Genomic DNA, 14,948 nt, shown 5'->3' on the forward strand with positions numbered 1-14,948 from the left:
AATCGTCTTTAACGCGCTGGAATAAAAGACGAAATCGGCGTGACTGGCGACCGCCCGGTACGGCCTCTCTGTTGCCATCGCGCCACGGCGGGTAACCCTGCTCACATTCCTCGGCAGAAAATTAATGGAAAATGATCAATTGGTGTTACCCTGTGTAACAAAACTAAGAAAGGTTTGGGCGGGATCGTGACTTGGGTCGGTAGACCGCAACGTACAGTACCGGAGCAAACATCCAGCGAGGCAAAGACCTCGTCCCTGACGCCGGTATCGTCGATGCGTACATTCTGGGGGCTGATGCGGGCCTACTGGTTCTCCGACCGTTGGAAGGAAGCCTGGACCCTCACCATCGTCATCGCGCTGCTGACGGCGTTGTCCAGCAAGGCCGGCGTCTGGTTTGCCGTGGCGTTGGGCGAATTGGGCAATTCGATCGCCTTCCTCCACGACGCCGCCAACACTCACCCGTTGCAGACCATCCTGACCAATGCCGGCATATTGGTGCTGCTGGTTGTGCTGAAGGATGCCTGCTTCACCGGCGTGCGCAATCTCGTTTCAACGACCTTGCACCGCAAATGGCGGGGCTGGCTGAACAACCAGTTCAACCAGGCCCTGCTCGACGGCAACCACACCCATTTCCATGCTCAGCACGGTTCGGTGGCGGGCGGCATCGTCGCTCCGGACAACATCGACCAGCGCATCCAGGAATCGATCAAGGACATGACCGGCGGCGCTATCGGGCTTGCCATGGGCGTGCTGGGCGTCGCGACTTCGCTCTATTTCATTGGTGAAAACCTGATTGGGTCCTCGGTCGAGGTCAAGGGTCTGGAACTCCTGGGCAGCTACGGCACCGCGGTGCTGGCTTTCCTTGCCGTCGCCATCTACGTGCCGCTGAACACCTGGATCGCGGTCAAGCTCGGGCGGCTGCTCGAGCGGCTCAATGTGCGCATGCAGCAGGCCGAGGGCAGCTACCGCAGCGAACTGACGACATTCCTGCGCCGCAGCTTCCACGTCGCCGCCTCGCATGGCGAGGGCGTGCAAAAGTCGATGCATGACAGGCTCTATGTAGACATCGACAAGACATGGGGACGGCTCAATGTCGTCAACACCAGCTACACGTCGTTCGAGCTGATCTACAATTTCGTCGGCGCCCGTATTGTTGCCTATTCGCCAGGCCTTGTGTCGTTCATCCACAACCGCCTCGACTACAAGGGCTACATCACCGGCTCCGAAATGGTCGCCCAGTTGATCAGCCAGTGCTCGTGGTTCATCCATGTGATGCCGGCGATCGCGACGCTCAGAGCCAACAGCCAGCGTGTGACCGAACTCGCCAACGCCATCGAGAACGTCCAGCACCCGCGCGAATTCTATCAGCAGACCGGCCGCTCCGACTTCGGCTATGCCACCCAGAACCCGGTGTTCGGCCTGACCATCCAGAAGCTCGAACTGGCGCATCAGGGCGAGGACGCGACGCCCTTTCTCAGTGCCGCCAATCTGCGCTTCCGCCGTGGCGAATGGACCTTCCTCAAGGGCGAGTCCGGCTGCGGCAAGACTTCGCTGATCAAGGCGATCAACGGCCTGTGGCCGTACGGCCGCGGCACCATCGTCTTCCCGGAGGGCGTGACGAGTTTCTACGCCGCGCAGGAGGTGAAGCTGCAGCAGGTCTCGCTGAAGCAGCTTGTATGCCTGCCGGGTTCCGAGAACGACCATAGCGACACGCAGGTCGCGGCGGCCCTGCACAAGGCCGGCCTCGGCGACTTCATCGGGCACCTGGCAGACCAGAGCCGCGAGGGCAAGATCTGGGACCAGGTGCTTTCTGGCGGCCAGAAGCAGAAGCTCGTGGTCGCGCGCATCATCCTGCAGCAGCCCGGACTTCTGTTCCTCGACGAAGCGACCGGCGCGCTCGATCCCGAAGGCAAGATCGCCTTCCACCAGGCGATCAAGGACAATTGCGCGAACGTCACCGTCATCAGCGTCATGCATGAGGCAGTGCCACCGCGCTCGCTTACGGGCGAGGATTTCTACCACAGCGTGGTCGCGATCGCGGACGGCGTCGCCACCAAGAAGCCGCTCGCGCCCAGCCTGCCGCGCGAGCTCACCACCATCCTCGCCCAGCCGCCGCGGCCGGCAGAGGACAAATGGCTGCGGTTCCGCCGGCTGAAGCAGAAATAGCAGTCAGGCCAAGCTTTTAACTGCTTCCATGGCTTGGCTGCTGCGGCTGCCGATCACAGTCTCGCGATCCGACCTCCCCTCACCCGATTTCCGAGCTTTTGACAATTGACTCGGCAAAAAGCGCTCCTATGTTGCGCCCGCTCGCCAAATTCAAACTCGAACCCGGCGAGCAGAAAGGTCAATCCGCCATGCCTGGCGACAGTCGCAGTCGAACGCAACCGCCGTCCGCCCTGACGTGACCTGATGGCTCACGTCCTGCCGGACGGCAAGGAGTGAGCCATGAACGAATTCGCCCCCGTATTGGACGACGAAGCAACCGCCGTCGCCCGTGTTCTTGCCAACGATCACGTCGCCGACGTCGTCGAAGCCCTCAACCACGAACCTCGCGAGACGGCCATCGAGCTGCTTTGCGCCGTGCCGTTTGAGCGGCTGGTCGAGATTTTCGACCAGCCGGAGCTCGAAGCAGCGCCCGAGCTCGCCGAAGCCCTGCCCCGTCCCAAGGCAAGCAAGCTTTTGACCGCCATGTCGGTCGACCGCGCGGCCGACATTTTGCGCGAGTTGGATGAGCCGGCCCGCTCGGAGCTGCTCGGCGCCTTGGCCACGCCGCTGCGCGCGACGCTGCTATCCATCCTTGGCTATCCGGAAGGCAGTGCTGCCTCGATCATGACGACGGAATTCGTCAGCGTGCCTTCGGACTGGACCGTTGGGCGCACGCTCGACTACATCCGCAAGGTCGAGCGCACCCGCGAAACCATCTACGCCATCTACATCGTCGATCCGGAGACGCAGCTCCTGCTGCGTTCGACCGGACTGCGCCGGCTGATCACCGGCAACCCGGAGGATCCGATCCTGTCGGTAGCGCCCGATCGCGTGCCGGTGACGGTGACGCCGCTCACCGATCGCGAGAACCTGGCGCAGACGATCTCGAAATACGACCTGCTCGCCTTGCCGGTGGTCGACCATGGCAGGATCCTCGGCATCGTCACCGTCGACGACATCATCGACACGATGATCGAGGAGACGACCGAGGACGTGCATCGTTTCGGCGGCATGGAGGCGCTGGACGAGCCCTATATGAAGATGAGCTTCCTCGCCATGATACAAAAGCGGGCCGGCTGGCTCTGCGCGCTGTTCCTCAGCGAGATGCTGACGGCCAACGCCATGCAGAGCTACGAGAGCGAGCTGGAAAAGGCGATCGTGCTGACGCTGTTCATCCCGCTTATCATGAGCTCCGGCGGCAACTCCGGCTCGCAGGCGACGTCGCTCGTCATCCGCGCGCTGGCGCTGCGCGAGATCGGGCTGCGCGACTGGTGGCGGGTGGCGCTGCGCGAGCTGCCGACCGGGGTGGTGCTCGGCTCGATCCTCGGCATTGTCGGCATCTGCCGCATCGCGCTCTGGCAGTATTTCGGCTTCTACGACTACGGTCCGCACTGGATGCTGATCGCGGCGACGGTGGGCGCGGCGCTGGTCGGCATCGTCACCTTCGGCTCGCTGTCGGGATCGATGCTGCCCTTCGCGCTGAAGCGCGTCGGCTTCGACCCGGCGAGCGCTTCGGCACCGTTCGTCGCCACGCTGGTCGACGTCACCGGGCTGGTGATCTACTTCTCGGTGGCGCTGGTGATCCTGCGCGGCACGCTGCTGTAGAAGACTCTACCGCCGCCGGTATCGCCGGCGGCGGGTTATCTCCGTCATCCGGCTTGCCAGCCGTAGATCGCGTCGCGCAGCGCGTCCGGAAAAGCGCCCATCATGCCATCACATCCCTGGTCATTGCCGCCGCCGTCTCGGGGCGGATGACCGTCCCGTCTCCGCGCCGCAGCGCTTCGAGCAGCTTCAGGATATCGCCGAGGCCAGGCGGAGGATCGCGCCTGTCGCATCGGTTCGTTCGCCTCGCGGTTGGCGACCCCGGCTGTGCGGCCATAAAGAATCTTGCCGCGCCGGGCGACGACAACGACCGCGCCGACGATACGGCGCTCCTCGATCGCGCCATCCGCGACCTGATCGTCGCGCCGGGCGAAATTGCGGTCCAGCGGCGCGGCGGTGGCGGACATCGGAGGCTTCTTGAAATCCTGAAATGTCAGACGCGTTCGCCGTTCTTCACGCGATAGGTCGGCTTGTACATCGTCACCAGTTCCTCGGCCGCGGTCGGATGCACGGCCATGGTGCGGTCGAAATCGTCCTTGGTCAGGCCCGCCTTCAGCGGAATGCCGAGAAGCTGCGCCATCTCGCCGGCGTCGGGCCCGAGAATATGCGCGCCGACCACCTTCCTGGACGCGCCGTCGACCACCAGCTTCATCAGCATCTTCTCGTCGCGGCCGGACAGCGTATGCCGCATCGGACGGAACGATGCGCGGTAGATCTCGACATCCGGATAGCGCTTGATCGCGTCGTCTTCCGAGAGGCCGACGGTGCCGATCTCCGGCTGCGAGAACACCGCCGTCGGTATGGTGTCGTGATCCGGCGCGGTCGGGTTGTCCTTGAAGGCCGTCTCGACGAAACACATCGCCTCGTGGATCGCGACCGGCGTCAGTTGCACCCGATGGGTTACATCGCCGATCGCCCAGATGTTGTCGACATTGGTGCGCGAATATTGGTCGACCACGATCGCGCCCGTCTTGCTGAGTTCGATACCGACGCCCTCCAGGCCCATATTCTCGGTATTGGGGATACGCCCGATCGCCAGCATGACCTGGTCGACCGTCAGGGTTTGGCCGGAAGACAGCAGCACGTCGAGCCGGCCCTCCGGGGTCTTGCGCACCCATTCCGAAATGGCGGGGCAGAGGATCTTGATGCCCTTCTTCTCCATGGTCTCGTGCAGCGAGCGGCGCAAATCCATGTCGAAGCGGCTGAGTATTTCCTGGCCGCGATAGACCAGCGTGGTGTCGACGCCAAGGCCATGGAAGATATTGGCGAATTCGACGGCGATGTAGCCGCCGCCCTCGATCATGATCGCCTTTGGCAGCTCCTTGAGATCGAAGGCCTCGTTGGAGAAGATGCAGTATTCGTGGCCTGACAGCGCCGGATGCGGCGCAGGCCGCCCACCAGTCGCGATCAGGATCTGGTCGGCGCTGACCGTGCGGTCCTCGGCAACCAGATAGATGCTGTGCTGGTCGACGACCACTGCACGTGAATGAAAGGTCTCGCCGCCGGAGCCCTCGACATTCCTCTTGTAGATCGCCTCGAGCCGCGCGATCTCCTTGTCCTTGTTGGCGACCAGCGTCTGCCAGTCGAAGCTTGCCTCGGGCACCGTCCAGCCATAGCCGGCGGCGTCGGCGAAATGCTCGGGAAATTGCGAAGCATAGACATAGAGCTTCTTCGGCACGCAGCCGCGGATGACGCAGGTGCCGCCGAAGCGGTATTCCTCCGCGACCGCGACGCGCTTGCCGAGAGCCGCCGCCACCCGGGCTGCCCTCACCCCGCCGGAGCCGCCGCCGATGACGAACAGATCATAGTCATAACCAGCCATCGCATGGCTCCTGCGGATGAGAAAGACGGGTCACAGGTAGGCTGCAAAGCGGCAAAAGAAAAGCCCGGGCAAACCCGGGCTTTGTGGTCCAGCCGCCGTCGGCGGATTGACTGGATCAGTTCTGCGAATCGTCCGCCGGGGCCGAATTGTCGGCGGGAGCCGAATTGTCCGCCGGAGCGGAACCATCGGCGGGCGCGGTGGCGTCCGGAGCCGGTGCTGCCGGCGCCGCGGCCTTGGCGGCGGCGGCGATCGTCTCGCCGACCTGCTGGGCGAGGTCGCGGGCGACGCCGTTCTGCCATATCTCGGCAGCCTTCACGAGGTCGCGCGTCACCGCGGGACCGCTGTCCAGCAGCTTCTTGCCGGCTTCCGAGCTGTAGAAGGCGGCGATGTCGTTGAGCTCCTGCTCGGAGAACACCTTGGCATAGGCAAGTGCTGCTTCTTTTTCGAGATCGGCGCGCCGCGAGGCGAGGCTGAGCGCTTTCTCGGCCACGGTCTTGCCGATCAGCTCCTGCATGTCGGGGTTCTTCTGGATGAGCTGCGCCTCGAGCGCGCCGGCCGCCTGTGGCAGGATGTTGTCGAACGTGTCTGTGGCATGGATCGCCGCGACGGCCGCGCGCGCCGCCTTCAGATGCGATTCGCTGACATCCTGCGCAAACACCGGCGAAGACAGCGCAAGGGCGGCCGAGGCCGCCAGAAGCATCGAAAAACGGCGAACTCGTTTAGGCAACATCATGGTCGATAGAACTCCCTGGTTTCAGGCTGCATGGACGGTTTCGATACCGTCGCCGCCGGCGATGATGGCCGTTGACGCCAGCCCGATGAATAGACCGTGCTCGACAACGCCTGGAATGGCGAAGAGAGCATTCGACAGCGCTCTTGTATCCGGAATGCGGCCAAAAGATGCATCGAGGATAAAGTGGCCGCCGTCTGTAACAAATGGCTGGCCCCCCGTCATCCTCAATGTAACCGGGCCGGAAAGACCGAGCTCTGCCGCGGCGGCTCGAACCGCGATCTCGGTGGCGCGCAGGCCGAATTTGTTGACTTCGATCGGCAGCGGGAACCGGCCCAGCGTCCCGACCATCTTGGACTTGTCGGCGATGACGATCATGCGGTCGGACGCCGCCGCGACGATTTTCTCGCGCAGCAGTGCGCCGCCGCCGCCCTTGATCAGGGTCAGGTCCGGATCGACCTCGTCGGCGCCGTCGATGGTGAGGTCGAGCTCCGGCGTTTCTTCCAGTGTAGACAGCGGCACGCCGAGTTCGCGGCAGAGCGCAGCGGTGCGCTCGGATGTCGGCACGCCGATGACCTTGAGGCCGGTCGCAACCTTCTCGGCCAGCAGCCGCACGAATTCTTCCGCCGTGGTGCCGGTGCCAATGCCGAGCCGCATGCCGCCGCCGATATGGGCGAGCGCGGCCCGCGCGGCTTCGACCTTCAACTGCCTTGCATCCATGGGGAGCCCCGATTTCGCCGATTTCGCGCGCCTCCTAGCATTTTTGCCTGTCCCGTCAAAGGGCCGCGCTGTGGACCGATCGAGGCTTCTTGCTTGAACCCGGCCCAACCTGTATCGGCTGCCAGCAACGCAATTGCCGCAGGACCCGCCCATGACCCGCCCGATCATCGTGTTCGATCTCGACGGAACACTGGTCGATACGGCGCCCGACCTGCTCGACAGCCTCAACCACAGCCTGGCGGCAAGCGACCTCGCAGCTGTCGACGAAGCCGGTTTCCGGCGTTTCGTCGGCCATGGCGGGCGCGTCATGATCGAACGCGCGCATGCCGCGCAGAACAAGGCGCTGGTGGCGGAAGAGCACGACCGGCTGCTGAAACTGTTCCTCGACCATTACACGCTGAACATTCCCGGCAAATCCCGCCCCTATCCCGGCGTCGTCGCCGCCCTCGATCGTTTTCAGGCCGCCGGCTACCTGATGGCGGTCTGCACCAACAAATACGAAGCGAACTCCGCAACGCTGATCGGCGCGCTTGGCATGTCGAGCTATTTTGCCGCGATCTGCGGCCAGGACACATTCGCCTTCCGCAAGCCCGACCCGCGCCATCTCACCGAAACGATCCGGCTGGCCGGCGGCGATGCGGAGAACGCCTTGATGATCGGCGATTCGCAAACCGACATCGATACCGCCAAGGCTGCCGGCATTCCGGTGGTCGCGGTCGATTTCGGCTACACCGACCGCCATGTGCGCGAATTCGAGCCGACCCTGGTGATCTCGCATTTCGACACGCTGACGCCGGACCTGGCCGAGCGGCTGATCGCGGCGGCGCGCTGAGCCGGCTCCCCAGTGCAATTGTCGAAGAATTCGTCGGGCCATTCATCCAACATTATCAAGCTGTTGGATGGTGGGCGATGCAGGGATTGAACCTGCGACCCCACCCGTGTGAAGGGTGTGCTCTCCCGCTGAGCTAATCGCCCGCTCTTTGCCCGAAGGCCGAAGCGAGCCGCGATATAAGGTAGGCAAGCTCTCGAAGTCAAGGCGATGTGCCGACGATCTTCGAACGACTGCCGAGCCGAACCGGTCAAGGCTCTAAATCAGCCCTCTGCGCACATTCATCCGCGTCACCGCCGTCACCAGAACGGCGCCGGTCATGAAATAGAGCGTGGCGATGATGTGGCCTTGGTGGAAATGCAACCCGGCAAACAAAAGGGCCGTGACCACGGCAAGGAAGGCGATGACGCGTGAGAATGCATCGGGCATGGGGCGACCTTGTGCAATGTGTCGAGTAGCCGCCCTCATTCAGCCGCGCGCTCCATAGAGCGGTTTTCGATTTTTCGCAACCGGCTCGGTGGCGAACTCTCAGGCCAGATCCACTTCGACCCACAGTCCGCCTGGTCCGCGTGCCGCATCGCGCGGCGCGCTGCGTACTGCCTGGATCGAACCGGATGGCGCGGCAAAAGCCGGCTTCCCGTTCTTGTCCGCCAGCCATGGATCATCGGCACGAATGACGCGGCCCTTCGTCTTTGTCTCGAGCGCCGTCAGGATGCCGTCGTAGGGCATCTCGCCCCAATGCACGTTCAAGGCATCGGTCTTGTTGGTGGGGATGAAAGCCGACAGGTCGCTGCTCGTCAGCAGGTCAAAACCCTGTTTCTCCGGCGTGGCGTTCTGACTGCCGTGATGGGCGACTTTGAGATAGACGGTGCGCGCCAGAAGATCGGCCGATGTGACTGTGCCCTGCCCCACTGGCCATTTCAGATCCTTCCAGCTCAGCCAGTTGCCGATCTGGGCGTCGCCGGGGAACAGGAGAACCCGGCCGCTGTCGATGAACTCGAAGGCCAGCACCAGGCTGGTGTTGTTGACGCCGCGGTCGAGCTGCAGGGCAAGGTCGGCGGCGATCCCCATCCAGTCGGCGTCGATGCGCCGCCAGGACTGGTCGCGGTCTTCCATGGATGCAGCGGCCGCAACCGGCCCGGAATAATGCTTGCGGACGAAGGTGGCGACATCGACGGTCGGGTCGCTGCCCTTGTCGCCGTTGAGCGCCGCGGAAAGCGGCGTGCCGACATTGCGTTCGAACGGACTGAGCTCGTCGAGATAATTAGCGTCGGCCGCCTCGTTCATCTTGAGGCCGCTGGCCAGCGCCCGCGCAAACGGGCCGCCGCTGGTCAGCGGGAACATCTCGCTCGCCTTCTCCTCCAGACGCAGGGCCGCCTTGTCGCGCGGCGGGCCCAACACATAGACGCGAAGGTTGGGCAACCCGTCGATCGATACCGGCAGCCCGCCGGGCTCGAAATAGGTCGGCGACGGTTTTTGCGAAAGCCTGGCCGCAGCGTCGCGAGCCGAGCGCACCCGCTCCCCGACAGCGCCGAACTGGAAGCCAAGCACGGATTGCAGACCGTCGCGCACGCCGGCCATGTAGGCGCTCAGCCCCTGCATTCCGTCGAGCTTCTGGCCCACGCCTTGCAGTGCCGCCAGCGCCTGGCCCTTGAACTTGTCGAGTTCCGTGGCCTCGGCGTCGGCGGGATTTTCGGTCCATGCCATCCAGACATCGGCGACGACGAAATCCTTGAAAAGGTCCTTCGCCGTCAGGAAGCCGGAGACATGGTCCCAGTGTTCGTGCGTGACGACGAGAACGTCGATCTTGCCGCCGGTCTCTTTCCTGATATCGGCGACGATGTCGCCGACCAGCGCCGGACCGCCCGCGATCGAAACATGGATGCCGCAATCGATGAGCATGCGGAACGGCTTTTTGTCCGCCTTTTTGAAGGTAAGCAGATGGCAATCGCCGATGCCCTGGCAGTAATGCCGGACGGTGACGCCCGACGCCGGTACGGTAGCCGTTCTTGCCGGCCTTGTCCTCGTCGCCGGCTTTCTAGACATGGTCGTCGTCTCCATCGCTGGCATGCAGCAGGGCAAAGGGCTCCGACACCTCGCCGCCGAAATAGAGCGCTCTGAGCGGCGACAGGTAATTGACCGCCATCGTCCCGGCCTGACGCTTCTGCCGATCCGCGCTGCCGGTGTTCTTGATGATCGAGTAGCGGATCTCCTCGAACCCCTCGCGCGGGTCGATGATGATGGTGGCGCCGCCCCGGAACCAGAAGAAGTCGTCGCCCTTGGCCATGCCTTGCGGCATCGCCGTGCCGTCGAGCGCAACTGGAATCCGCTGCTGGATGACCGCCACGACCTCGACGCGGAACGAGCCGTCCGGCTCGACGCGGCGCGTCGGGCGTACGCTGTAGATGTCGAAGGTCGTCTCGCCTTTCTTCGGCGCGTGCATGACCGTCCCGTCCTCGTTGTAGCGCGGCAGATCCGGCAGCAGGCCGAACTGCTTGTAGAGGTCCGGGTTGGAGGCGAAGGTCTTGTGCATCGCCTTCCACAGCGTGTAGCGGTTCTTGTCATTGAGCGCGAAGATCTCGGCCCGCTTCAATTTCTGGTTCCAGCCGAGGTCGATCTTGCTGAGCAGACCCTTCAGCCAGGCCGGCGACGGATCTTCCGGCGCGCTCCAGGCGAGCGTCTCTTCCGAGATGGTGCGCACGTCGCGCGGCAAAAGCTTCCATTTGCGGAATGATTCCAGGAAGGCCAGGCGGTAGTGCAGCCGATCGTCCGGATAGGCGTCGCGGTCGGCGGTGATCAGCGCGCGCAGGTATTCGCCGAAGGTGATGTCGACGGAGGGGCAATAGTCGAGCGCGCGGATGCACATGGTCAACATCTGCCTGGCGGTCTTGGCGACCTCGTCGGTCAGGCGCTCGACCAGGCTCGGATGCAAGGTTCCCGCCGGCAGGATGCCGGAGCCGCCGGTGGCAAGCTGGATCAGATCGTCGGTCCGCCGATCGGTGATCGCCAGGAAGGCCTGGTAGACGGCGAAGACCAGGATCGAGCCCCGGTCATGCGCCTCGAAGGTCTTGTCGTAGTCGAGATCGGCCATGCCGGCACCGCCATATTCGCGCAACGGCCCGGCCCGGCCGCTGCCTTCGCCGAACTGCTTGGCGATACCGGAAAGCAGCGAGGCAACCGACAATTCGCCCCTCGCCTTGCCGATCTCGAAGCTGACCAACTCCTTCAGCGTGAAATGCTGGAACAGCGCGACGATGTCGGCGAAAGCCTCGTGGAAGGCCGGCACGTCCGGGTTGGATGCCTCCTGGAAGCGGCGGTGCAGCCCGTCGAGCAATGCGTGCGACATCTCATGCGCGACGATATCGCTGGACAGGCACGAAAACACAGTCGTTCCGGGCGTGGTGACGTCGCCCTCATTGCTGGTCGCCGGGAAATAGCCGAACAGCAGCGCCTTCTTTTCCGGGCTGTAATAGGCATTCTCGGCGCGCAACGCATGCGGATAGATGCGCAGGCGCGGCACGTAGTGTGCCTTCACCGTCATGTCGCCGGTCCGGCCGGGCGCCTCGGCATAATGCGGCGCCCACAACGCCCGCCGGCCAAGCGCGCGCTCGAAATGGCCGATCGTGGTCATGGCGACGGCGTAGACCATCTGCTGGTGGAATTTCGGATTGCCCTCCGAAGGCGGCAGGCCATCCTGCGCCAGAAGCACCTTGTCGTTGAGGTCTACCGGATCGTGGACGCGGTCGGACGCGGGGTCGACATCGACCACCTCAAGATATTCGCCGATCGGACCCGGCAGTAACGGCCTGTCGGTCGCCGGCTCGTCGTCCCACTGCACCGAAAGCGTCGACTGGTAGACCGAAACCGAATCCAGCCGTTTCGCCACCGACGGATCTAGCGCGTAAATGCGCAGGCGCCGTTGCGGCGGCGGCATCGGCCGTGGCTTGCGCTTGATACCCGGCGCGGGGCCCATGACCGGCGCCGGAACCGCCGCGCTGGCGCCCGGCCTTCCGAGCAAACCTTCCAGAAACGCCTTCAGCGGCTTCGACGGGTTGCCCTGGTCGAGCGCCGCTTCGAGATAGCGGTTGCGCGCCGCGGCCGAAATACTGCCCGGATCGCCATCCGGATCGGCGATCGCCTGTTCGACTGCCGCCGTGACTTGCGCCATCTGCGTCAGTTCAAGCGCAAACATCGTTCCCTGCCGAAGCGTCGCAGGCGGGAGCGCTGCCAACGAATTTCCGCCGGTCAAAAGATCCAGCCAGCTCCATGTGTAGGTGGCTCGAGCGAGCTTCGTCAGGCTGTTCGCCGCCGGCGGCGGGAAGCCCAGCGCATCGAAGGCCCGCAAAACGCCTTGCCCGATCTTCTCCTTCGTCTCCGACGCATTCATCTTGGCCGTCGATTTCAAGGCCTTCGCGAACAACGCCTTGCGGACAGCCTCGATCCGCATCCACGGCTGGGGATAATTCTTCACCACGTCCCAATGTTCGGCCAGCCACAGAGCGGCCGCGGCAGCGACCTGGGGGGTGGCGGCCGAGGTGCCGTTGCCGTCCATGTCGACCACCTTGCGGCAATCGATTTCAGCCCAGGGCACGTTCGGCGTGTAGGCTCCCAGCGCCGTGCCCATCTTCGAAGGCGGCCCGTAATTGCCTTGCATAGTGCCGAGGGCGAGCCCGGCATAGGCGCGCCCGTCGCTCATCACGCCGCAGGCCGCAAGCACCCGGTTGTAGCGCGCGGGATAAACGATGCTCCTCGGCGTGATGGTGAAATTGTTGCCGGCCGCCGTGACCATGACCACGCCGTGGTCGTAGGCAAGGTTGACGGCGTCGACCAGAGCCTGCGAGGCGAGGCCGCCCATGCTCATCGACAATACCTGCGCGCCCTGCTGGCGCGCATAGTCGATGCCTTGCACCATGGTGCCGGTGGTCAGCCGCACCACCCAGTCGGCGATGCGCACCGGCAGGATTTTCGCCAGTGGCGCGCCGCCGACGAAATCGGTGAAGCCCGGCCAATGCGGCGACGTGCCGTCGAGCTTGTTGCCGGCCAGCAGGCTGAGCGTGCCTGTTCCATGACCGCGATTGCTGGTCAGCGTGCCGGCCGGAGCGTGGTCGGTCGCGTTGTTCGGGCCGGTCCCGTCGTCGACGAAATTGCGCTGCTGCGCTGTAAGAAGTCCTGCTGGAAGGGTTTCGTGACCAGGATCGAAACCGGTATCGAGATGGGCGATGGTGATGTTGGCCTGCTTGGCGCCGACGCTTTCGCGCGCGGCCTTGAACTGGCTGAAGTCCGGCGCGGCATTCCAGGCGACGCGGCCCGCGACCACCGCCTGTCCGCCCTGCGGATCCTGGTCGTCGAAAGTACATGTCGGAGCTGCGCTTGCCGCCATCCCGCGATCGCCGGCGCTGTCCTTGTAGTCCCATTGCTGCATGATATCGGGCTCGACCGCGAGCACCTCGCTCCCTGCGGCGGCCAGCGCCGGAGTCCGGGCGACAAGATCGTGAGCGTGGTCCCAGGGATTGTCTGCTTCGGCGGCATCCGTGGCCAAGCGGAGCCAGGTGGCGCCGCGGTCCGCGGCCGCGGCCGTACCGGTGCTTGCAGCGCCAGGCGGGAGAGTAAGGATCGGCTCGGCTTCGATCCCGCCAATCCGCGGCGGCCCGCCTCGCACCGAGAGCCCCGCGCCGTCGCCACGAACCTTTACAAGGAGTCCCTTCGCGGCTGCCACGGCGTCCCTCCCTCAAGATGGACCATGGCGCCGACCGTCCGCTACAGTCAAGCCAAGGTTCCAGCCACGCTTCGACTGATCTATTTGCCGACTAGGCAATCATGCCGGCTGCAAGGCAAAGATTGATCGAGGCGTGAACCATGCATTTCCAGAATAACCATCGGTCCGCCCGGCGCGCATATCTGTGAGCACCTTCACATACGTCGGACAGGGCTTGCGCTCAGATGTTGCAACGGCGGCATCGACGGCCCTAGCTGACTGCGGTGTCCGCCGCTGCTGCCGGACTGCGATCTGGATGCGGTTCTCGAGGAGAAATTTCGATCACCTAGCCATTTTCAGGTTTGCTGTCTGCGCGCATGGGCACCTCCCACCCAAGCGCGCGGACGGCGTTTCCAAGGATCGGCCCGCAACCGCCAGTGCGCCCGGTCTCCTTAGAGTTTGCCGGCTTATCCGATTTCGGCGTATCAGGCGTGACTTTGATCTTCCGTCCGTCACCCCGAGAATTCGGCAAGCTACCACAGAAGGAGACGACGCTTTGATCGAGCACGCACTTATCCTACAATTTCCGTCTAACGAGAGGCGGAATCGTATCATGGCTACAAACGGCGCGGACGACAGGAACCTGCCGCGCCTGGCGCGCATCGACCCGCGCCAGTTCGACCTGCTGTTCGGCGGCTGCAAGCTGGAGCGCTATGCGGCCGGCCAGCATTTGTTCGTCCAGGAGGATGCGTCCGACCGCATCTATGGCGTGATGAGCGGTACCGTCGAGATTTCGATCTATTCGCCCGGCGGGCAGAAGCTGGTGGCCAATATCGAACTGTCGCGCAGCCTCGTCGGAGAGATCGGAGCGCTGGACGGGCGCCCGCGCACGGCGACCGCCATCTGCCTCACGGCCTGTGAGCTGGTTTCACTTAACCGGACACAACTCTTTGACCGCATTGAAAAAAACCCGCCTCTGGCCCGCGCGATGATCGAATTGCTGTGCACGCGGCTGCGCTGGGTCAGCGGCGAGCTGGGCGACCAGGCCTTTTTCGGCATCGAGGCCAGGCTGGCAAAGCGGCTGGTGTTCTTGAGCGGCGTCATGGCGGACTCGGCCGGCTGGATTCCGATTTCGCAGTCCGAGCTCGGCGAATTCCTCGGCGCGACGCGCGAATCCGTCAACAAGACGCTGAACGACTGGCGCAGCCGGCAGATGATCGCCATCAGGCGCGGTGGCTTGCGCATCACCAACGCCGCCGCGCTGAACCACATCGCCGATTCGCAGGACGACGACTGAGCAATCAGGCTCGGCGGTTTCGCCGTAGCCCGCTCGGCGACTTCGCCA

At 64.1% G+C, this 14,948-nt stretch carries 11 protein-coding genes and 1 tRNA gene; 4 read left to right on the plus strand and 8 right to left on the minus strand.

Going from position 1 to position 14,948, the window contains the following annotated elements; all coding sequences use genetic code 11:
- Positions 1-273: 273 nt before the first annotated feature.
- Both FJ957_RS06875 and mgtE read left to right on the plus strand, forming a co-directional pair.
- Positions 274-2,166, plus strand: coding sequence for an ABC transporter ATP-binding protein/permease (locus FJ957_RS06875; RefSeq protein WP_181180518.1), 1,893 nt, complete (start codon positions 274-276; stop codon positions 2,164-2,166).
- Between the two features lie 279 nt (positions 2,167-2,445).
- On the plus strand, positions 2,446-3,810 hold the full coding sequence (mgtE, locus tag FJ957_RS06880; protein WP_140829922.1) for a magnesium transporter: 1,365 nt from the start codon (positions 2,446-2,448) through the stop codon (positions 3,808-3,810).
- 44 nt (positions 3,811-3,854) lie between these two features.
- Here the strand turns inward: mgtE and FJ957_RS06885 are convergent, their stop codons facing one another.
- The 4 genes from FJ957_RS06885 to rpiA form a co-directional block, all read right to left on the minus strand.
- Complete coding sequence (locus FJ957_RS06885) at positions 3,855-4,214, minus strand: serine hydrolase (protein WP_140829924.1); 360 nt, start codon at positions 4,212-4,214, stop codon at positions 3,855-3,857.
- A 26-nt stretch (positions 4,215-4,240) separates the two neighbouring features.
- Positions 4,241-5,629: a glutathione-disulfide reductase gene (gene gor / locus FJ957_RS06890; RefSeq protein WP_140829926.1), complete on the minus strand. Its 1,389-nt coding sequence runs from the start codon at positions 5,627-5,629 to the stop codon at positions 4,241-4,243.
- A gap of 115 nt (positions 5,630-5,744) precedes the next feature.
- The gene (locus tag FJ957_RS06895) at positions 5,745-6,362 is read right to left on the minus strand and encodes a DUF2059 domain-containing protein (RefSeq protein ID WP_140829928.1); all 618 of its coding nucleotides are present in this window, start codon (positions 6,360-6,362) and stop codon (positions 5,745-5,747) included.
- A 21-nt stretch (positions 6,363-6,383) separates the two neighbouring features.
- A complete protein-coding gene (gene rpiA, locus FJ957_RS06900) occupies positions 6,384-7,079 on the minus strand; it encodes a ribose-5-phosphate isomerase RpiA (RefSeq protein ID WP_140829931.1) in 696 nt (231 codons plus the stop codon).
- A gap of 151 nt (positions 7,080-7,230) precedes the next feature.
- On the opposite strand from rpiA, the gene FJ957_RS06905 reads away from it, so the two are divergent.
- Positions 7,231-7,911 carry a phosphoglycolate phosphatase gene (locus FJ957_RS06905; protein WP_140829933.1) on the plus strand — a complete coding sequence of 227 codons (681 nt, stop codon included), beginning with the start codon at positions 7,231-7,233 and terminating at the stop codon, positions 7,909-7,911.
- A gap of 68 nt (positions 7,912-7,979) precedes the next feature.
- Here FJ957_RS06905 and FJ957_RS06910 read toward each other — a convergent pair.
- From FJ957_RS06910 to FJ957_RS06920, 4 genes are all read right to left on the minus strand, one after another.
- Positions 7,980-8,054 (minus strand) — tRNA-Val (locus tag FJ957_RS06910).
- Between the two features lie 112 nt (positions 8,055-8,166).
- Entirely contained in the window at positions 8,167-8,337 is a 171-nt protein-coding gene (locus FJ957_RS31755) for a hypothetical protein (protein WP_167449170.1), read from the minus strand.
- 99 nt (positions 8,338-8,436) lie between these two features.
- Entirely contained in the window at positions 8,437-9,954 is a 1,518-nt protein-coding gene (locus FJ957_RS06915) for an MBL fold metallo-hydrolase (RefSeq protein ID WP_181180519.1), read from the minus strand.
- Positions 9,947-13,624 (minus strand): S8 family serine peptidase, encoded by a 3,678-nt coding sequence (locus FJ957_RS06920; RefSeq protein WP_140829937.1) that lies wholly within the window; start codon positions 13,622-13,624, stop codon positions 9,947-9,949. Before FJ957_RS06920 ends, FJ957_RS06915 begins: the two co-directional genes overlap by 8 nt.
- 592 nt (positions 13,625-14,216) lie before the next feature.
- Between FJ957_RS06920 and FJ957_RS06925 the strand changes: the two genes are divergently transcribed.
- Complete coding sequence (locus FJ957_RS06925) at positions 14,217-14,900, plus strand: Crp/Fnr family transcriptional regulator (protein ID WP_140829940.1); 684 nt, start codon at positions 14,217-14,219, stop codon at positions 14,898-14,900.
- The last annotated feature ends 48 nt before the right edge of the window (positions 14,901-14,948 follow it).

It is taken from the genome of Mesorhizobium sp. B2-4-6, assembly GCF_006442775.1.
Lineage (GTDB): Bacteria > Pseudomonadota > Alphaproteobacteria > Rhizobiales > Rhizobiaceae > Mesorhizobium.